This window comes from Spirillospora sp. CA-294931, assembly GCF_050946795.1.
In the GTDB taxonomy this organism is placed as follows: Bacteria; Actinomycetota; Actinomycetes; order Streptosporangiales; family Streptosporangiaceae; genus Spirillospora.
On sequence record NZ_CP192006.1, the window covers coordinates 7,042,596 to 7,060,801 of the forward strand.

17 protein-coding genes are annotated in these 18,206 nt (G+C 73.5%); 6 read left to right on the forward strand and 11 right to left on the reverse strand.

Features of this window, described 5'->3' with window-relative positions; all coding sequences use genetic code 11:
* The 4 genes from ACQPY4_RS31725 to ACQPY4_RS31740 form a co-directional block, all read right to left on the reverse strand.
* Complete coding sequence (locus tag ACQPY4_RS31725; protein WP_433327129.1) at positions 1-1,098, reverse strand: acyl-CoA dehydrogenase family protein; 1,098 nt, start codon at positions 1,096-1,098, stop codon at positions 1-3.
* Between the two features lie 115 nt (positions 1,099-1,213).
* Positions 1,214-2,035 (reverse strand): hypothetical protein, encoded by an 822-nt coding sequence (locus ACQPY4_RS31730; RefSeq protein WP_433327131.1) that lies wholly within the window; start codon positions 2,033-2,035, stop codon positions 1,214-1,216.
* Entirely contained in the window at positions 2,032-3,237 is a 1,206-nt protein-coding gene (locus ACQPY4_RS31735) for a CoA transferase (RefSeq protein WP_433327133.1), read from the reverse strand. Before ACQPY4_RS31735 ends, ACQPY4_RS31730 begins: the two co-directional genes overlap by 4 nt.
* Positions 3,234-4,412 carry an acyl-CoA dehydrogenase family protein gene (locus ACQPY4_RS31740; protein ID WP_433327135.1) on the reverse strand — a complete coding sequence of 393 codons (1,179 nt, stop codon included), beginning with the start codon at positions 4,410-4,412 and terminating at the stop codon, positions 3,234-3,236. The genes ACQPY4_RS31735 and ACQPY4_RS31740 overlap by 4 nt, the downstream gene beginning before the upstream one ends.
* A gap of 151 nt (positions 4,413-4,563) precedes the next feature.
* Between ACQPY4_RS31740 and ACQPY4_RS31745 the strand changes: the two genes are divergently transcribed.
* Together ACQPY4_RS31745 and ACQPY4_RS31750 are read left to right on the forward strand one after the other, a co-directional pair.
* Positions 4,564-5,169, forward strand: a complete 606-nt coding sequence (locus ACQPY4_RS31745; RefSeq protein WP_433327137.1) for a TetR family transcriptional regulator — start codon at positions 4,564-4,566, stop codon at positions 5,167-5,169.
* An 83-nt stretch (positions 5,170-5,252) separates the two neighbouring features.
* Positions 5,253-5,489 carry a DUF397 domain-containing protein gene (locus ACQPY4_RS31750; protein ID WP_433327139.1) on the forward strand — a complete coding sequence of 79 codons (237 nt, stop codon included), beginning with the start codon at positions 5,253-5,255 and terminating at the stop codon, positions 5,487-5,489.
* Here ACQPY4_RS31750 and alc read toward each other — a convergent pair.
* From alc to ACQPY4_RS31775, 5 genes are read right to left on the reverse strand one after another with little or no spacing between them, the layout of a single operon-like run.
* The gene (alc, locus tag ACQPY4_RS31755) at positions 5,434-6,450 is read right to left on the reverse strand and encodes an allantoicase (protein WP_433327141.1); all 1,017 of its coding nucleotides are present in this window, start codon (positions 6,448-6,450) and stop codon (positions 5,434-5,436) included. The two genes, ACQPY4_RS31750 and alc, sit on opposite strands and share 56 nt — an antisense overlap.
* Positions 6,443-7,774, reverse strand: coding sequence for an allantoinase AllB (gene allB, locus ACQPY4_RS31760; RefSeq protein WP_433327143.1), 1,332 nt, complete (start codon positions 7,772-7,774; stop codon positions 6,443-6,445). The genes alc and allB overlap by 8 nt, the downstream gene beginning before the upstream one ends.
* On the reverse strand, positions 7,771-8,904 hold the full coding sequence (locus ACQPY4_RS31765) for a glycerate kinase (RefSeq protein ID WP_433327145.1): 1,134 nt from the start codon (positions 8,902-8,904) through the stop codon (positions 7,771-7,773). The genes allB and ACQPY4_RS31765 overlap by 4 nt, the downstream gene beginning before the upstream one ends.
* Positions 8,901-11,192, reverse strand: a complete 2,292-nt coding sequence (pucD, locus tag ACQPY4_RS31770) for a xanthine dehydrogenase subunit D (protein WP_433327147.1) — start codon at positions 11,190-11,192, stop codon at positions 8,901-8,903. The genes ACQPY4_RS31765 and pucD overlap by 4 nt, the downstream gene beginning before the upstream one ends.
* The gene (locus tag ACQPY4_RS31775; RefSeq protein WP_433327149.1) at positions 11,193-12,548 is read right to left on the reverse strand and encodes an 8-oxoguanine deaminase; all 1,356 of its coding nucleotides are present in this window, start codon (positions 12,546-12,548) and stop codon (positions 11,193-11,195) included. It abuts the gene before it with no gap.
* Between the two features lie 497 nt (positions 12,549-13,045).
* Between ACQPY4_RS31775 and ACQPY4_RS31780 the strand changes: the two genes are divergently transcribed.
* Genes ACQPY4_RS31780 through ACQPY4_RS31790 form a run of 3 tightly spaced genes read left to right on the forward strand, consistent with a single transcriptional unit; the run spans position 13,046 to position 15,550 of the window.
* Entirely contained in the window at positions 13,046-14,542 is a 1,497-nt protein-coding gene (locus ACQPY4_RS31780) for a PucR family transcriptional regulator (protein ID WP_433327151.1), read from the forward strand.
* Positions 14,543-14,564: 22 nt separating this feature from the next.
* The gene (locus ACQPY4_RS31785) at positions 14,565-14,981 is read left to right on the forward strand and encodes an acyl-CoA thioesterase (RefSeq protein WP_433327153.1); all 417 of its coding nucleotides are present in this window, start codon (positions 14,565-14,567) and stop codon (positions 14,979-14,981) included.
* Between the two features lie 20 nt (positions 14,982-15,001).
* Positions 15,002-15,550, forward strand: coding sequence for a DinB family protein (locus ACQPY4_RS31790; RefSeq protein ID WP_433327155.1), 549 nt, complete (start codon positions 15,002-15,004; stop codon positions 15,548-15,550).
* Here ACQPY4_RS31790 and ACQPY4_RS31795 read toward each other — a convergent pair.
* Positions 15,539-16,117 (reverse strand): TetR/AcrR family transcriptional regulator, encoded by a 579-nt coding sequence (locus ACQPY4_RS31795; RefSeq protein WP_433339112.1) that lies wholly within the window; start codon positions 16,115-16,117, stop codon positions 15,539-15,541. The genes ACQPY4_RS31790 and ACQPY4_RS31795 overlap by 12 nt on opposite strands.
* An 80-nt stretch (positions 16,118-16,197) precedes the next feature.
* Here ACQPY4_RS31795 and ACQPY4_RS31800 point away from each other — a divergent pair, with 80 nt between their 5' ends.
* Entirely contained in the window at positions 16,198-16,611 is a 414-nt protein-coding gene (locus tag ACQPY4_RS31800; RefSeq protein WP_433327157.1) for a VOC family protein, read from the forward strand.
* Here the strand turns inward: ACQPY4_RS31800 and ACQPY4_RS31805 are convergent.
* Positions 16,595-18,175 carry an FAD-binding oxidoreductase gene (locus tag ACQPY4_RS31805; RefSeq protein WP_433327159.1) on the reverse strand — a complete coding sequence of 527 codons (1,581 nt, stop codon included), beginning with the start codon at positions 18,173-18,175 and terminating at the stop codon, positions 16,595-16,597. The genes ACQPY4_RS31800 and ACQPY4_RS31805 overlap by 17 nt on opposite strands.
* Between the last annotated feature and the right edge of the window lie 31 nt (positions 18,176-18,206).

Genomic DNA, 18,206 nt, shown 5'->3' on the forward strand with positions numbered 1-18,206 from the left:
CTAGCCCTCCCGCGCCGCGAGGAGTTCGCCGAGGTCGTCGAGCCGGTCCTCGGCGCCGCCGAGCAGGTGCCCGGCGTGCTTGCCCCACGCGAAGTAGCGGTGGAGCGGGTAGGTGACGTCCATGCCGAGGCCCCCGTGCAGGTGCTGGCAGGTGTAGAGGGCCTCGGCCACGGGCTCGCAGACGTTGAAGGCGGCGACGGCGAGGACCTCGTCGGCGTCGTCCCGCTCCTCGGCCAGCCGCCAGACGGCCGCCCAGAGCGCCACGTCGAGGGTCCGCTTGGCGATGTAGACGTCCGCGATCCGCATCGTGACGGCCTGGAACCCCGCCAGCGGACGGCCGAACTGCTCACGCGTCCTGATGTGCTCGGTGGTGAGGCCAAGCGCGGACTCGATCACCCCGGATGCCAGCGCGACGGCCCCGGCGACGGCCGAGCGCCGCAGCGTGTCCCAGGCGCCCGGCCCGAGCCGCGCCGCCGCGTCCACCCGGGCACCGGCCAGCTCGACCCGCGACAGCGGCTCGGTGGTGAGCGAGTGCTGCGGGGTCAGGCGCACCGCGCCCGGCTCGACCAGGAACACCGCGACCTCGCCGCCGTCCGTCCGGGCGGGGACGAGGATCAGCGCGGCCTGCTCGGCGCAGGGGACGAACGTCTTCACGCCGTCCAGCACGTACCCGTCGCCGTCGAGGCGCGCGGTGGCGGTCACGCGTCCGGCGGGCCCGGCCTCCCGGTAGGCGCCGGTGAAGACCGCCTCGCCGTCGTTCAGGGGCGCGAGCAGGGCGCGCTGCTCGGGCGTGCCGTGCCGGACGATCGCGGGTGCGGCCAGCGCCAGCGACGCGTACGCCGGGACGGGCGCGACATGGCGGCCCACCTCGCGCAGGATCACCGCGGTCTCGACCGCGCAGAGCCCGGCGCCGCCGAGTTCCTCGGGGAGCCCGGCGCCCAGGAGCCCGGCCTGCCCGAGCGCCTTCCAGGTGGCGGCGTCATACGGGGCGCCGCTCGCCTCGAACGCCTCCAGCCGTTCCCGGGACGCCTCGCGGTCGAGCAGTCCGTCAGCGAGCCCCCGCAGCTCCCGCTGGGTCTCGTCGAGGTCGAAGTCCACCCGCACGCTCCCTTCCGGACGCACCCTCGGGCCCTCGTCGCAAAACTAGAACAGATTCTAGTCTGCGTCCAGGGGCCTCGACCCAAAACCGGAACGTGTTCCCTTTCGCGTGCCGTCAGCCGAGGTTCATGGTCATCGCGGCATGGCCGCCCGGTCCGACGATCCGCAGCTCCTCCCCCGGCCCTCCGGTCACCACGAACGAGCGGCCCGCGTGCAGCGGGGCGCGGGCGCGGAACGTCAGCGAGGCGAACGCGTGCCCGGCGCGGCGCGGCAGCTCGGCCAGCAGGATCGCCAGCAGCGGCCCGTGCACCACCAGGCCCGCGTGCGCCTCGGTCTCGACGGCGTACTCCGCGTCGTAGTGGATGCGGTGGGCGTTGTAGGTCAATGCGCTGAACCTGAACAGCAGCACCGAGTCGGTCACCATGTCGAACCGCCACGGGCCCGGCGCGGGGACCTCGGGCAGCGGCGGCGGTGGCACGGTGGGCCCGGGCGTGCCGCTGCGGTAGACGATGTCCTGCTCCTCGACGCCGGCGGGCTCGCCGTCGCCGCGGACGAACGCGTGGCGGACCGTGGTGAACAGCAGCTCGCCCGACCGCCCGTTCCTGGCGTTCACCGCGACCAGCTCCGAGCGGCGCCGCACCACCTCGCCGAAGCGGATCGGGGCGCCGCACGTCCAGCGCGCCCCGGCGAACATCCGGCGGCGCTCGGGGATGGGCGGCAGGAAGTGCCCCTCCTGCGGATGCCCGTCCGGCCCCAGCTCGCGCTGCGCGGGCCGGTCGAGGAAGTACAGCCAGTGCCACAGCGGCGGCAGGACGTCCTCGGGCGGCGGCTGGTCCAGCAGCCCCGCCAGCGCACGCGCGGGCGCCGCGCAGATCTGGTCGGCCGTCTCGACGGGGGCGGGGCTCCAGCCGTCCACCGCCCTGGCCAGGCCGCTCACACCGTCCCCCCGACCACTCCGCGCCCCGTGAGGTCGGCGATCTCGTCCGCGCCCATCGCGAGCATCTCCGCCAGGACGGTCCCGGTGTCGCCGCCCGGCTCCGGGGCGAGCGCGGCTCCGCGTCCGGCGTCCCCGCCCAGGTCGAGCGGGGAACCCGGGACGAGGAAGCGGCCGATCCCCGGCTGGTCGAGCTCGGCCAGCAGCGGGTTCGCGGCCACCGCCGGATCGGCGGCCACCTCGGCGAACGTGCGGTACGGCGCCCACAGCACCGACGTCGCCGCCAGGGCGCGCGAGACCTCGCCGAGCGTCCGGTCGGCGAACCAGGGGGCCAGCAGGCCCGCGATGGCCTCGCGGTGCCGGTAGCGGTCGCCGTCCACGCCGAAGTCGGCCGCCAGCAGCTTCTCCAGGCCCGCGAGGACCTCGGCCGTCCCGGTCATCGCGCCGAGGTCGGCGAAATGCCGTTCGGTGAGCACCACGATCATCACCCTCCGCCCGTCGGACGTGGCGAAGTCGCGTCCGAACCCGCCGTACAGGTCGTTGCCGATGCGCGGCCGTCCGGCGCCGTTGATCCGGGCCTCGCCGAGATGGCCGAGGTTGCCCAGCATGGCCAGCGCGACGTCGGCCAGCGGCAGCCGGATCGACCGGCCCTCGCCCGTCCTGACGCGGTGCCGCTCGGCCGCCAGGACGCCGACCGCCGCGTACAGCCCGCACGCGACGTCCCAGGCGGGCACCACGTTGTTGACCGGCCCGTCGAGCGCGGCGGGCCCGGTGACCAGCGGGAACCCCATCTCGGCGTTGACGGTGTAGTCGACCGCCGGGCTCCCGTCGTGCCGTCCCTCGATGGCCAGATGGATCACGTCGGGACGCGCCGCGACCAGATCGGCGTAGGACGGACGCCGCGCGTTGGTGAGCACGATCCCGGTCGCGGCCGCCAGCCGGGCGACGATCTCCCGGCCCTCGGCCGAGCGCTGGTCGACCACGACCGACCGCTTGCCCTTGTTGAGCCCGGCCCAGTAGATGCTGCGGCCGGACGGCGCCAGCGGCCAGCGCCGCACGTCCGGCGCCCCGCCCGGCGGATCGACGCGGACGACCTCGGCGCCGAGTTGCGCCAGCGTCATCCCGCCCAGCGGCGCCGCGACGAAGCTGGAGACCTCCAGCACCCGGAGCCCGTCCAGCGGGCGCGGTCCGTCGAGCGGTCTCACGCGTCCTCCAGGAGCCGCCGCCCGATGATCATCTTCTGGATGTCGGCGGTGCCCTCGCCGATCAGCAGCATCGGCGCCTCCCGGTAGAGCCGCTCGATCTCGTACTCCTTGGAGTAGGCGTATCCGCCGTGGATGCGGAACGCGTCCTCCACGACCTCCTTGCAGTACTCGCCGGCCAGGTACTTGGCCATGCCCGCCTCGAGGTCGTTGCGCTCGCCCGAGTCCTTGCGGCGCGCCGCCATCACCATCATCTGGTGCGCGGCCTCGACCTTGGTGGCCATCTCCGCCAGCCGGAACAGCACCGCCTGGTGCTCGGCGATCGGGCGCCCGAACGCCTCGCGCTGCCGCGCGTACGCCAGCGCCAGCTCGTAGGCGCGGCGCGCGACCCCGCACCCCCGGGCGGCGACGTTCACCCGGCCCACCTCGACCCCGTCCATCATCTGATAGAAGCCCCGGCCGGGCGTCCCGCCGAGTATCGCGCCGGACGGGATCCGGTACCCGTCGAGGATCATCTCGGTGGTGTCGACGCCCTTGTAGCCCATCTTCTCGATCTTGCCGGGGATGGTCAGGCCGGGCGCGACCTCCCCGAACCCCGGGGTCTTGTCGATCAGGAAGGCGGTCATGCCCCGGTGCCCGGCCTCCGGGTCGGTCTTGACGAGCGTCGCGACGAGGTTGGCGGTGGCGCCGTTGGTCAGCCACATCTTCTGGCCGTCGATCACATGGTGGTCGCCGTCGGGGACGGCCCGCGTCCTGATCGCCGCGACGTCCGACCCGCAGCCCGGCTCCGACATCGAGAACGCGCCCCGGATCTCGCCCGTCGCCATCCGCGGCAGGTAGTGCGCCTTCTGCTCGGCCGTCCCGTGGTGGGCGATCATCCAGGCGACGATGAAGTGGGTGTTGACGATGCCCGAGACACTCATCCAGCCCCGCGACAGCTCCTCCACGACCAGCGCGTAGGTCAGCAGCGACTCCCCGAGCCCGCCGTGCTCCGCACCGATCGTCAGCCCGAACAGGCCCAGCTCGCGCATGCCGTCCACGATCTCCTGCGGGTAGACGTCGTCGCGTTCCAACGCCGCGACCACCGGAAGGATCTCCTTGTCGACGAACGCGCGGACGGTGGCGACGATGTCCGCCTGCTCGTCCGAAAGGCCGTACGTCTGCTGCAGCCTGTCCATGTAGGTCTCCTCCGGGGCGACGCGGGGGGCCGTCGAAGATCCACGCTACGCGGCGCCGCCCCGCCCGCGAAGGGCCGGGGTAACTAGAACAGGTTCTCGCGCGATGTAGGGTGTGACGGCAGGAAGAACGCCTGTTCAGGAGGGGACGACCGTGACCGCAGAGCCGGCGGCGACGCAGGAGAAGGGCCGTCCCGGTGCGCGCTCCCGCAGCCAGCACCAGCGGCGCAGGCGCATCGTCCAGGCGGCGGCCGCGCTGGCCTCGCGGGGCGGCGTCGAGGCGATGCAGATGCGCACGGTGGCCGAGCGGGCCGGGGTCGCGCTCGGCACCCTGTACCGCTACTTCCCGTCCAAGATGGACCTGGTCGTCGCGGTGGTCGGCGAGGAGCTCGACCTGCTCGAGGGCAGCATCGAGCGGCGTCCGCCGCGCGCCGACGCCCCGCCCGAGCGCGCCGTCGAGGTGCTGATGCGCGCCACCCGCGGGCTGATGCGCGAGCCCGAGCTGGCCGAGGCGCTGATCCGGTCGCTGCTGCTGTCGGACGTCAAGACCGACTTCGGCGACCGGATGACCGTCCTGCTGCTGCGCGCCGCGGTCGGCCCGCAGGAGGTCGCCGACGACGATCCGCGCCGTGTCGTGGCCCGCGCCCTCACCAGCATCTGGACGATGGAGATGATCGAGATGCTGCGCGGCCACGCCGACGCCGAGCGGTCCCAGACCCGGCTGGAACTCGCCGCCGCGCGGCTGCTGCACGACTTCTGAGACCCGTCGCGGATGGCACGCGCGTGCGGGCGCGCCGGTCTAACCTGGGGACCGACCGCATGCCATGTCGAGAAGGTGGGCCAGTGAGCGAGCAGGAGCCGATCCTCAGTGACGGTGTCATCATCGAGTTCATCGATGGCAAGGACGTTCCCGTCAGCCACAAGGACTTCGGTGAACGCGCCGTGGTGATGCGCGACGCCAAGAACGACGAGGGCCCGATCCTCTACTTCACCGAGGCGGAGTGGGAGGCGTTCATCGCCGGGGTCAAGGACGGCGAGTTCGACGACCTTCTGGACGAGGAGCCCGCCCCGGAGGCGTGACCTCCGCCAGGCGTTCCCACATCGCCCGCTCTCCCGCCTCGGTCAGGTGTCCGAGGAGGCGGAGGCGGGCGATTCCGCCGTCGGGGTGGATGTCGAGGCGGGCGTGGGTGATGGGGCGGGTGGTGTCGAGGCGGATGCGGTGGCGGTGGTCGGGGCGGATGGGGGTGCGGGGTAGCAGGGTGTGCCAGGGGCCTTGGGGGTCGGTGGCGCCGGACAGGGTGATGGCGGCGGGGGCGTTGAATTTGAGGTGGGTGGTGTCGATCTCGGCCAGGGCGAGGGTGGCCTGGGCGGCCAGGGCGATGACGGCCCAGTCGTGGCCGCCGTCGCGGCGGCGTGCGGTCTCCCAGCCTTCGGCCTGGTTGCGGGCGTGGCCGGGGTGCAGCATGTGCTCGGGGCTGGAGTAGAACTCATCAGAGCAGGCCACCACGCGGGCGCCGTGTTCCAGCGCCGCCACATCGACGGTCAGGCCGCTGAGCAGCGCCGGGTCGGGCACCACCCGCCCATGCACGCGCAGCCGCGCGATGCCGCCGTCGGGGAACATGGTCAGCCGCACGTGGGTGAAGCGCTGGCCGACGGTGACCTCGAAGGTGTGGGCGGTGTCGCCCTTGAGCGGGCTGCGCGGCACGATCTGCGTCCAGGCGGTGCCGGGGCCGGGGTCGGCGTCCTCGCAGGCGCACGCCTCGACACGGGCCTGCGGGGGGTAGTTGCCCTTGAACCAGGCGGTGTCGATCACGACCCGGTCGATCACTCCCGGCAGCCCCAGGCGGATGATGGCCCAGTCATGACCGCCGTCGCGGCGGCGGGCGGTCTCCCACCCGTCGTACTCCTGCCCCTTGGCCCCGAAGGAGTGCGCGGTGAACCCCGGCTCCCACGGGTTGATCAGATTCTCCTTCACCGCGAACGACTCGTCGCTGGCGGCGATCACCGACCCGCCCAGCGTCCGCACCGCGAGATCAGGCATTCCGGTTCTCCTCTCGGACGCGGCTCAGCAACCGGCCGTGGGGTTGGTCAGTGACGGGACGGCCGCGCAGCCACGTCGACCGGACGACCCCGCGGAGGGGACGGTCGGCGTAGGGCGTGACCGGATGCCGGTGGTGCAGGTCGCCCGGGACGACCGTGAACGTGTCTTCGGGCGCGAACGCCACGAGATCGGCGTCGTGGCCGGACGCGATGCGTCCCTTGCCCGCCAGGCCCGCCAGCGTCGCGGGCCCCTCGGCCATCCAGCCGACCACCGCGCCGAGCCCGTGCCCGCGCGCGCTCGCCGCCGTCCAGACGGCGGAAAGGCCGAGCTGGAGCGAGGACACCCCGCCCCACGCGGTGGCGAAGTCGCCCGCCTTCAGCTCCGGTGCGCAGGGCGAGTGGTCGCTGACCACGCAGGAGATGACGCCGTCGGCCAGGCCACGCCACAGCTCCTCGCGGTTGCCCTCGTCGCGGATCGGCGGGCAGCACTTGAACGACGTGGCCGCCGGCCCCGGCACCTCGCCCGCCGACAGCGTCAGGTAGTGCGGGCAGGTCTCGGCGGAGATCCGCACGCCGGCCGCCCGCGCCTTGGCCAGGGGTTCCAGGCAGTCGGCCGCCGACAGGTGCAGGATGTGCGCCCGGACGCCGGTCGCGGCGGCCAGCTCGATCACCCGCTCCACCGCGCGCCGCTCCGCACTGGCCGGACGGGACGCCAGGAACGCCGCGTACCCGCCGTCGCGGGGCTCGGTGAGCGAGTCGGGGTCCTCGGCATGGACGATCACCAGCCCGTCGAACGCGGCGATGGCCGCGAACGCCGCGCGCAGCTCGCCGGGCGGCAGCGGCGGGAACTCCGGCACGCCCGAGTCGGAGGTGAAGCACTTGAAGCCGAAGACGCCCTCGGCGTGCAGCGGCTCCAGCGCGTCGGCGTTGCCGGGGACGGCGCCGCCCCAGAACCCCACGTCGACGAACACCGCGCCCTCGGCCGCCGCGCGCTTGACCGCCAGGGCCCGGGTGCTGGTCGTCGGCGGGAGCGAGTTCAGCGGCATGTCGACCAGCGTCGTCACTCCCCCGGCCGCGGCGGCCCGCGTGGCCGTGGCGAACCCCTCCCATTCGGTGCGTCCCGGCTCGTTGACGTGCACATGGGTGTCGACGAGGCCGGGGAGCAGCGCGGTCTCGCCGAGGTCGACGTCGTCGAACGCCGCCACGGGCGCCCCGTAGGGCTCGATCGCGGCGATCACGCCGTCGCGCACCACCACGGCGGCCGGACGCTCGCCGTCCGGCAGCACCGCCCGCCGGGAGCGGATCACCAGGTCCTGCGGGGTCATCGGGGTCCCTCCAGCCAGTCGTGGGCCAGGCGTTCGGCCAGGCGCTCCAGCAGCGGGCCCGCCCCGGCCATGCTGCGCCCGAGGTCGGGCTCCAGCTCGGTGAGCGCGTAGGCGCCCTGGAGCCGGGCCCGGCGCAGCTGCTCGCCGGTCAGCGCGCAGCGTCCGGCCACGGCCACCGCCGGGACGCCCGCGCGGGCCGCCGCCCGCGCGACGCCGACGGGGGCCTTGCCGCGCAGCGACTGCCGGTCGAGCGACCCCTCGCCGGTGATCACCAGCCGGGCGCCCTCGACCCGGCCGGGGAAGCCGAGCAGGTCGAGCAGGTAGGCGATGCCCGGACGCACGGCGGCGCCGAGAAAGGCCAGAGCGCCGAAGCCCACCCCACCGGCGGCTCCGGCGCCCGGCTGCCCGGCGGCATGGACGCCGAGGTCGCGGCGGACCACGGCGTCCAGGCGGGCCAGTGCGCTCTCCAGCACGCGGACCTGGCCCGGGTCGGCGCCCTTCTGGGGCGCGAAGACGGCGGCGGCTCCCTCGGGGCCGAGCAGCGGGCTGTCGACGTCACCGGCGACGACCACCTCGACCTCGCGCAGCCGCTCGGCGATCAGCCGAAGGTCGATGAAGGCCAGCGAGCCCAGCCCCCCGCCGCCGGGCGCGACCGGCCGTCCCTCGGCGGTCAGCAGGCGGGCGCCGAGCGCGGTGGCCATGCCCGCGCCGCCGTCGGTGCAGGCGCTGCCGCCCAGCCCGAGGACGATCCGGGTGGCGCCGCCCAGCAGGGCCGCGTCGATGAGCTCGCCGGTGCCGTGGCTGGACGCGGTCAGCGGCTCCCTCGGGGCGTCTCCCAGCAGCCGCAGCCCGGACGCCTCGGCCAGCTCGACCACCGCGGTGTCGCCTCGGACGGCGTAGGACGCGGTGACCGGCTCCCCCATGGGGCCGGACACCCGGGCCCGCACGCGCGTGAAGCCCGCGGAGACGGCCGCGTCGACCGTCCCCTCGCCGCCGTCGGCGACCGGCATGGGGTCGACGCACAGCTCCGGGCGGGCACGCCGCAGCCCGGCCGCCACATGCCCGGCGACCTCGGCCGCTGAGAGCGAGCCCTTGAACTTGTCGGGTGCGATCACGACGTGGCCGCTCACGCGGGCGCGATGTGCTCGGGACGGACGGGAACCCGGGTGAGCGGGCGCCCGGTGGCGTCGCGGACGGCCGCGACGATCGCCGGGGTGGACGAGAGAGTCGGTGGCTCGCCCGCCCCGCGCAGCCCGTATGGGGCGTCGGGGTCGGGGTTTTCGAGGATGTCGAGGCGCATGGGTGGCATGTCGAGGATGGTGGGGATGAGGTAGTCGGTGAAGGAGGGGTTGCGGACCAGGCCGTCGGTGACGACGATCTCCTCCATCACGGCCAGGCCGAGGCCCTGGGCGGTGCCGCCGTGGATCTGGCCTTCCAGCGAGAGCCGGTTGATGATCTTGCCGACGTCCTGGACGGCGGCCAGCTCGACGACCTTGACCAGGCCCAGCTCGACGTCGACGTCCACCACCGCCCGGTGCACGCAAAGGGCGAGCTGGGTGTGGCTGTCGGCCTGGCCGGTCACCGGGTCCATCGGGTAGGTGGGCAGGTGCCGGTACTCGCGGGTCTCCTCGATGGGCTCGTCGCCGAGGACCTCCTCCAGGCTCGCCACCACCGCGCCCGAAGCCACGATCTTGCCGTCCACCAGGGCGAGATCGGCCCGTCCGTGGCGGTCGCGGGCCCGGTCGAGCAGGCGGCGCGCCACGGCCCGGCACGCCTCGCGCACCGCGCCGCCGCTCATGTAGGTCTGGCGGGACGCGCTGGACGACCCCGCGTCGCCCACCCGGTTGTCGGCCGGGAGGATCGTGACGTCGGCGACGCCCAGCTCGGTGCGGGCGATCTGCCCCTGCACGGTCACCAGCCCCTGCCCGACCTCGGCGGCGGCGGTGTGCACGGACACGGCGGGCGCGCCGGCGATCAGTTCGAGCCGGACGCGGGCGGTGGAGTAGTCGTCGAAGCCCTCGGAGAAGCAGATGTTCTTGATCCCGACGCCGTAGCCGACGCCGCGCACCACCCCCTCGCCGTGTGTGGTCTGCGAGACGCCCCCGGGCAGGTCGCGCAGGTCGGAGGCGTCCAGCGCCGGGGGCATCGGCATGGCCTCCAGCCGGTCGAGCATCCCGGCCAGCGGCGCCGGAGAGCGAATGACCTGACCGGTCGCCAGCTTCGACCCCTGCGACACCGCGTTGCGGCGCCGCACCTCCACCGGACTGATCCCGCAGGCCGCCGCCACCTTGTCCATCATCGACTCATAGGCGAAGCACGCCTGCACCGCCCCGAACCCCCGCATCGCCCCACACGGCGGATTGTTGGTGTAAACGCCGTACGCATCGATCCTGATATTCGGGATCTCGTAGGGCCCCACACCCAGCGAGGCCGCGTTGCCGACCACCGCCTTGCTGGACGAGGTGTACGCGCCGCCGTCCAGGACGATCTCGACGTCGGCGTACGACAGCCGTCCGTCCTCATCGGCGCCGTACTCGTACCGCATCAGCGCCGGGTGCCGGTGCACGTGCCCGAAGAACGACTCGAACCGGTTGTAGGACATCTTCACCGGCCTGCCGGTGCGCAGCGCGAGCATCCCCGCGTGAATCTGCATCGAGAGGTCCTCGCGGCCACCGAACGCGCCGCCCACCCCCGCCAGCGTCATCCGGATCCGGCTTTCGTCCAGCCCGAGGCACGGGGCGATCTGCGCGAGGTCGTTGTGCACCCATTGGGTCGAGACATAGAGCTCCAGGCCGCCGCCCGTGACGGGCACGGCCAGCCCCGACTCGGGGCCGAGGAACGCCTGGTCCTGGATGCCGACCTCGTACTCGCCGCTCACCACGACCGGGGCCGAGGCCCGCGCCTTCTCGACGTCGCCCACACGGACCGGCTGGTGGCGGGTGACACCGCCGCGTTCCTGGACGCGGTTCCGCTCCGGATCGGCGATCACCGCCCGCGCATCGGTGATCGGCTCCAGCACCTCCCACTCGACCGCGATCCGCTCCATCGCCCGCCGAGCGATCTCGGGATGATCCGCCGCCACCAGCGCCACCGGCTCACCCTGATGCCGCACCTCACCGATGGCCAGGACGGGCTGGTCTCTGGGTTCGTCCAGACCGTAGAGCTTGTGGCCGGGCACGTCCTCGTGCGTGAGCACGGCATGGACACCGGACGTCGCCAGCGCGGGACCGATGTCGATCGACACAATCCGGGCGCGGGCATGCGGGCTGCGGAGCGTGGCGCCCCACAGCATCCCGTCCATCCACAGATCCGACGAATACGCGAACTCGCCCGCCACCTTCAGCGTGCCGTCCGGGCGGAGCGGGCTGTCGCCGATGCCGCCCGCCGTCCGTTCGGGTGCCCGTGTCGGTGAGGTCATCTACATGACCTCTCTCGCGAGCCTCTTCAGGCGGCGGTGGGCGTCGGCGCCCCGGCGGGCGACCTCGTCCTGCGGCACGGTGACCAGTTCGTCGTCGCGGACCACCGTCCTGCCGCCCACCAGCAGGCGCGCCAGAGGCGGGGTGCCGCCGTAGGCGAACGCGATCACCGGGTCGTCGATCGCGGCGTGGAAGCCGTCCACCCGCCAGATCGCGATGTCGGCCAGCTTGCCGGGCTCCAGCGAACCGAGCTCGTCCTGACGGCCCAGGCAGCGCGCGCCGCCCAGCGTCGCCATCTCCAGCGCCTGCCGCGCGGTCAGGGCGTCCGGGCCGTAACGGGCCCGCTGCATGTAGATCGCCTGCCGGATCTCCCCGGCCAGCGGCACCATCTCGGCGGACGCGGCGCCGTCCACGCCCAGGCCCACGGGCGCGCCCGCCCGGAGCAGGTGCGCCACGCGCGCGATGCCCGACCCGAGCCGGGCGTTGGAGCTCGGGCAGTGGGCCGTGCCGGTGCCGGTCTCGGCGATCCGCTTGATGTCGCCGTCGTGCAGGTGGACGCAGTGGGCGAGCCACACGTCCTCCCCGAGCCAGCCGAGGCTGTCCATGTACTCGGCCGGGGTCATGCCGAACCGCCCGACGGTGTGCTCTTCCTCCTCGGCCGTCTCGGCGAGATGGGTGTGCAGCCGCACGCCCTTGCTCCGCGCCAGCTCGGCCGACCTGACCAGCAGCTCCCTGGTGACCGAGAACGGCGAGCAGGGCGCGACGGCCACGCGCAGCATCGACCCCGGCGACGGGTCGTGGTAGCGGTCGATCGCCGCCTCGGTCTCGGCGAGGATCGTGTCGAGATCCTCCACCAGCTCGTCGGGCGGCAGCCCGCCTTCCGAGCGGCCCAGGTCCATCGAGCCCCGGCAGGGGTGGAACCGCAGCCCCAGCTCGGCGGCCGCCTCGATCTCGGCGGCGAACAGGTCGCCCCGGCCCCGGGGGAAGACGTAATGGTGGTCGGTGGTCGTCGCGCAGCCGGACAGCGCCAGCCAGCCGAGCGCGGCGGTCGCCGCTCCACCGGCGACCTCGGCGTCCATCTTCGACCAGGGTTCGTACAGCGCCACCAGCCAGTCGAACAGCGTGCTGTCGGTCGCGAGGCCCTGGCTCGCCCACTGGTAGAGGTGGTGATGAGCGTTGACGAGCCCGGGGGTGACCAGGCAGCCGCGCCCGTCGATCCGCTCCGCGCGGGCGAGGTCGGGAGCCACGCCGGGGCCCACCGCGGTGATGCGGTCGCCGTCGATCACCACATGGCCGCGGGGGTGCTCGGCACCGCTCACCGTCACCACATGGGCGTTCTCAATGACCTTGACCGTCATCGCGCTCCCGCCCGCTTCCGCACCGAACGCGGCGTTCTCTCGGCAATGCTCTGGCACCGGTGGCCGCGGCCGAACGCAATGCAGCCTGCTCCCTGGTCGGCCTTGCTACGCCGGCCGCGGCCGCCCAACGTCGCGAGGCGCTGCGGATGGACGGCTCGGGCTCCGCGTCCGCTGACGCCGGCGCGGCTGACCGCCCCGGCTCGCGTTCCGCCGTCACCGACACCCCGCGTCTCCTTCGTATGGGTCGTTCGAGTACACACAGCGGGGCCCCGACCGGTCGAGGCACAGATAGTCCGAACTGTGCCTCGGGCCACCGCCGCGTCTTTGTGCGTTGCTCCAAATGTGAACGTTACGCGTCCCCTCCGACACTCTCCGCGAGCGGTGCCCCGTTTCGTGACCGGGGGTTTACAGGGCGGGGCCGCGTCCGGGCCGCCGGTCACGGAGAATCGGTGAGGGGAAGTCACGGGAGAAGGACGACCATCCGGAAGGGCGGCACCATGAGGCTGCGTTCCCTGCTCGCCATGCGCGAGCTGGGCCTTGAGCTCGTCCATGGCAAGGACGAGCTCGACCGCCCGATCCGCTGGGTCGTCACGACCGACCTGCTCGACCCCGGCCGGTACCTCGGCGGCGGCGAGCTGGTGCTGACCGGGCTGGTGTGGCGCTCGGAGCCGGCCGACTCCGAGGTGTTCGCCCGGGCGCTGGCCAAGGCCGGGGTCTCGGCCCTGGCGGCCTGGGACGTGGAGTCGCACACGATCCCCGACGACCTGGTCGAGGCCTGCCGCCGCCATGGCATCCCGCTGTTCCGCGTCCCCGAGGACGTCGCGTTCGCGACCCTCACCGAGGAGATCATGCGGCATCTGTCGACCGCGCGGGCGGCCGATCTGACCGCCGTGCTGGACCGGCACCGCCGCCTGGTCGCGGGGGTGACCGAGGGGGCCGGGCTGGGGCCCGTCCTGGAGCTGGTGGGCCGCGACCTCGGCATGCGCTGCTGGGTGCTGACCGCCACCGGACGGGTCGTCGCGGGCAACGCCGAGCTGCCCGAGACCCCCGACCTGGCGCGCGCGTTCCTGACCGCCCGGCGCCTCCCCCACCACGAGGGCGGCGTCTCGATCTTCCCGGTCGCCGAGGGCTCGACGCCGCGCGTGGCCGACTGGTTCATCGCCTGCGAGGGCGACTGGCACGAGTGGCCGGACGAGCGCCGCGCACTCACCGGCGAGCTGGCCTCGATCGTGGCGCTGGAGCGCGTCCGGCTGGACGACCGGCTCGGCATCCAGGGGCATCTGGCCCAGGAGCTGGTCCGCCTCATCGCGTCCTCGGCCGCCGCCGACGAGATCCTGCCGAGGCTGGAGCTGACCGGGCTCGACCCGGACACGCCGCTGACGGCGGTGGCCGCCGGAACCGACGGGGCGCTGCGGCCCGGCGAGCTGCGCGCCGTCCTGGCCGAGATCCTGCCCGGCCCGGTGATCGGGCTGCTGGACGACGAGGCGATCGCGCTGCTCCCCGGTGACCCGCACCTCACCGAGACCATCCACCGGGCGCTGAAGGTGCTCGCGCCCGGCCTCACCGGCGGCGGCCTGGCCATCGGGGTGAGCGACACCGTGCGGGCTCCGGAACTGCGCGGGGCGGTGGAGGAGGCCCGCTACGCCCGCCGCCTGGCCGCCGGACGCACCGACCCCGTCTGCGTCGTCGGACACAACGAACTCGCCACCCACGTCCTCCTGCTCGCCAGCGTCCCCGACGACGTCCGCCACATGTTCCGCATGCGCCTCCTAGACCCACTACGCACCTACGACGACGTCCACAACGCCGACCTCATCCTCACCCTCGAAACCTTCCTCCAAAACTCCGGCTCCTGGACCCGCTGCGCCCAACAACTCCACCTCCACGTCAACTCCGTCCGCTACCGCATCCAACGCATCGAGGAACTCACCGCACGCGACCTGTCCCGCCTCGAAGACCGCGTCGACTTCTTCCTCGCCCTCCGCCTGCGCTGAGCCGCCGCATAGGCTGTTGATCATGACGTTCAGCGTGCGGGTCACCGTCCGGGGCTACGAGCTCGACACCCAGGGCCACCTCAACGGCTCGGTCTACCACCAGTACTGCGAGCACTCGCGCTGGGAGTGCCTGCGCGCGGCCGGGATTCCCCAGGACGCGCTGCTGGCCACGGGCGTCGGCCCGGTGATCCTGGAGGAGACCATCCGCTTCCACCGCGAGCTGCGCGGCGGCGACGAGGCGGAGGTCACCTGCGAGTTCCGCTGGCGCGAGGGGAAGACGTTCACGATGGTCCACGAGATCCGCCGCGTGGACGGCACCCTGTGCGCGAAGGTGACCACCACCGGGGGGCTGCTCGACCTCGGCGAGCGGCGCCTGATCCCCGACCCGGTCGCGCACTGGCGCAAGCTGGCGCGCGAACCCGAGATCATGAACCTCTGATCCAGAACGAAGGGCTCGCGATGACGGCGACAGCTGATCCACAGCACTACTCCCCCAGATGGGAGGGCGACCCCCGGGTGGCGCCGCCCGGGGTCGGGGGCGAGCGCGAGCTGCTGGCGTCGGTCCTGGACTGGCAGCGCGCGACGTTCGAGCTCAAGTGCGCGGGCGTGCCGCGCGAGCGGCTGTCGGAGGCCACGGTGCCGCCGTCGTCGCTGACCCTGCACGGGCTGGTGCGCCATCTGGCGGGCGTCGAGCGCTGGTGGTTCCGCGTCCAGTTCGCGGGCGAGGACGTGCCGCTGCCGTACTACTCCGACGACGATCCCGACCAGGACTTCGAGAGCCTCGGCGGCGACCCGGAGGAGGCGTTCGCGACCTGGCGCGAGGAGTGCCGCAGGTCGCGGGAGATCGTGGCGTCGGCGGCCTCGCTGGACGAGACCGGCACGCGCCGCCGCACCGGCGAGCCGATCTCGCTGCGCGCGATCATGGTCGATCTGATCGCCGAGTACGCGCGCCACAACGGCCACGCCGACCTGCTCCGCGAGCGCATCGACGGCCGCTCAGGCGCGTAGCGCCGCCATCATCCGCTCCAGGGCGTCCAGGGTGTCCTGGAGGTCGGCGGGCTCGGTGGAGGTCGCCAGCCAGAGCGCGGCCTCGTTCATCGCGCCCGACAGCAGGTGAGTGAGGGGCGCGACCGGCTGCGCGACGATCACGCCCTTCTCGACCAGTTCGGTGAGCGCCTCGGCCAGGTGACGGGCCGAGGCCGCCTCGTCGAGCGCGCGCCACTGCGCCCAGCCGAGCACGGCGGGCCCGTCGACCAGCATGATCCGCTGGACGTCCGGGTCGGTGCTCGCGGTGAGGAACGCCCGGCAGCCCTCGGTCAGGCGCGCCCAGGGGTCCTCGACGGCGTCGGCGGCCCGCTCGACGGCCCGGCCGACCTCGTCCTGCACCTGTTCGAGGACGGCGCGGAACAGATCGGCCTTGCCGTCGAACAGGTGGTACAGCGCCCCCTTCGTGACCCCCGCGGCCTGGACGATCTCGGCCAGGCCCACGTCGCCGTATCCGCGCGCGGCGAACAGGCGCCTGCCCTCGTCCACGAGCGTCCCGCGGGTCCGTTCGCGCTGCTCGGCCCTGGTCATGGTCCCGGTCACCCCTCCCTTGACATACCGATGGTACGTCAATACGGTTCACGTACCGATGGTACGCGAAAGGGAGTCCGATGGTGCTCAGCAGCTTCTATCCCGTCATCTGCACGACCCGCCTCCAGGAGTCGCGCGACTTCTACACCGGGCTCTTCGGCTTCGAGATCACGTTCGAGGCCGACTGGTACGTCAGCCTCAAGCGCGACTCCCACGAACTCGCCCTGCTCGACCCCACCCACCCGACCGTGCCCGAGGGCTACCGCGTCCCCGTGGCCGGGCTGCTGCTGAACTTCGAGGTGGAGGACGTGGACGCCGAATGGGAGCGCCTGGTGGCGCGCGGCGGCCTCAAGCCCGAACTGGACCTGCGCAGCGAGGACTTCGGCCAGCGCCACTTCATCGTGGCCGACCCCAACGGCGTGCTGATCGACATGATCACCGAGATCCCGCCCCGTGGGGAGTACGCGGAGCAGTTCGTCACCCCGGGTCGGTGACGTCGACCAGGACCCCGGGGTTCAGGACTCCTCCGGGGTCCAGCGCGCGCTTGGCCGCGCGCAGGGCGGCGGCGAACGGGTCGGGGCGCTGGCGGTCGTACCAGGGACGGTGGTCGCGCCCGACCGCGTGGTGATGGGTGATCGTGCCGCCCGCGACGATCAGGGCCTCGGAGACGGCGGCCTTGATGTCGTCCCACTGCGCGACGGTGTCGCCCCAGCGTCCCGCCGCGTAGACGCCGAAGTACGGCGCCGGGCCGTCGGGGTAGACGTGGGTGAAGCGGCAGGTCACCGCGCCCGTCACCCCGGCCGCGTCCATCGCCTGGTTCGCGGCGGTCAGCACGGCCGCGCGCAGGTCGTCGAAGGCGTCCCAGGTGCAGGCGGTCTCGAACGTCTCCACGATCATGCCGCGCGCCGCCAGCGCGTCCCGCTGGTAGGGCATCCGCAGGAACGACGACTTCCAGGTGGCGCCCGCGTCCCGGCCTCCCTCGCGCGGGGTGCCGCCGTGGTCGCGGCAGAGTTCCAGCGCCCGCTCCAGCGACCGCTCGACCGGATGGCCGGCCGACTCGAAACCCAGCACCAGCACCCCGCCGGACGTCGTCGTCCCCGCGTTGACGAGCGCCTCGACCGGGTCGAGAAGCCGGCAGTTCGACGGGAAGAGCCCCGACTGGGAGATCTCCCGGGTGGCGGCGACGGCCTTGGCGTAGTCGTCGAACAGCACCGAGGCGCCCGCCCGCCAGCGCGGACGGTCCTGGAGGCGCATCCACGCCTCGGTGATGACCCCGAGCGCACCCTCCGAGCCGAGGAACAGCCGGTCGGGGGACGGCCCCGCGCCCGACCCCGGCAGCCGCCGCGACTGGCTGACCCCCGCCCCGGTCACGACCCGGGTGGCCTCCACAAGGTCGTCGATGTGCGTGTAGACGGTGGCGTAGTGGCCGCCCGCGCGGGTGGCCAGCCAGCCGCCCAGCGAGGAGAACTCGAACGACTGCGGGAAATGGCGCAGCGTGAGCCCGTGCGGCCGCAGCTGGTCCTCCAGGGCCGGGCCGAGGACCCCGGCCTGGATCCGGGCGGCGCGGCTGACCCGGTCGAGCTCGACGACCCGGTCGAGCGCGCCGAGGTCGAGGCTGACCGCGCCGGCGTGGTCACCCGCCGGACGCGGCTCGACGCCCCCGACCACGGAGGTGCCGCCCCCGAACGGGACGACCGCGACGTTCGCGCGCGTGCACCAGTCGAGCACGTCCACCACGTCGGCCTCGTCCGCCGGGCGCACGACCAGGTCGGGGACGTGCGGCAGCTCGCCCAGCAGGCACCGGACCACGTCGCGGAACGCCTGGCCGTGCGCGTGCGCCGCCCGGTCGGCCGGATCGGCGGAGCACAGCCGGGCCAGGGCGCCCGGCGGCTCGACCCGGGGAGCCCGGATGCCGAGGGAGGCCACGTCCGGGGGCCGGTGCTCGGTCAGGTCGGCGCCCGGCAGCAGCGCGGCCACACGTCCGGTCAGCGCCGCCGCCTCGGCGCCGATTACGGCGTCCTCGACATGGCCCCATCCCCACCATGATCTCCTTGGCACCGGGGACTCCCCTCCTGCGACTGAATTGACC

Excerpts from the sequence above, each read along its gene's own strand:
- ACQPY4_RS31790 (WP_433327155.1), top strand. The coding sequence starts at position 15,002 with ATGACGGCGACAGCTGATCCACAGCACTACTCCCCCAGATGGGAGGGC.
- ACQPY4_RS31785 (WP_433327153.1), top strand. The coding sequence starts at position 14,565 with ATGACGTTCAGCGTGCGGGTCACCGTCCGGGGCTACGAGCTCGACACC.
- alc (WP_433327141.1), bottom strand. The coding sequence starts at position 6,450 with ATGCCTGATCTCGCGGTGCGGACGCTGGGCGGGTCGGTGATCGCCGCC.
- ACQPY4_RS31775 (WP_433327149.1), bottom strand. The coding sequence starts at position 12,548 with ATGACGGTCAAGGTCATTGAGAACGCCCATGTGGTGACGGTGAGCGGT.
- ACQPY4_RS31740 (WP_433327135.1), bottom strand. The coding sequence starts at position 4,412 with ATGGACAGGCTGCAGCAGACGTACGGCCTTTCGGACGAGCAGGCGGAC.
- ACQPY4_RS31800 (WP_433327157.1), top strand. The coding sequence starts at position 16,198 with ATGGTGCTCAGCAGCTTCTATCCCGTCATCTGCACGACCCGCCTCCAG.
- allB (WP_433327143.1), bottom strand. The coding sequence starts at position 7,774 with ATGACCCCGCAGGACCTGGTGATCCGCTCCCGGCGGGCGGTGCTGCCG.
- pucD (WP_433327147.1), bottom strand. The coding sequence starts at position 11,192 with ATGACCTCACCGACACGGGCACCCGAACGGACGGCGGGCGGCATCGGC.
- ACQPY4_RS31795 (WP_433339112.1), bottom strand. The coding sequence starts at position 16,117 with ATGACCAGGGCCGAGCAGCGCGAACGGACCCGCGGGACGCTCGTGGAC.
- ACQPY4_RS31780 (WP_433327151.1), top strand. The coding sequence starts at position 13,046 with ATGAGGCTGCGTTCCCTGCTCGCCATGCGCGAGCTGGGCCTTGAGCTC.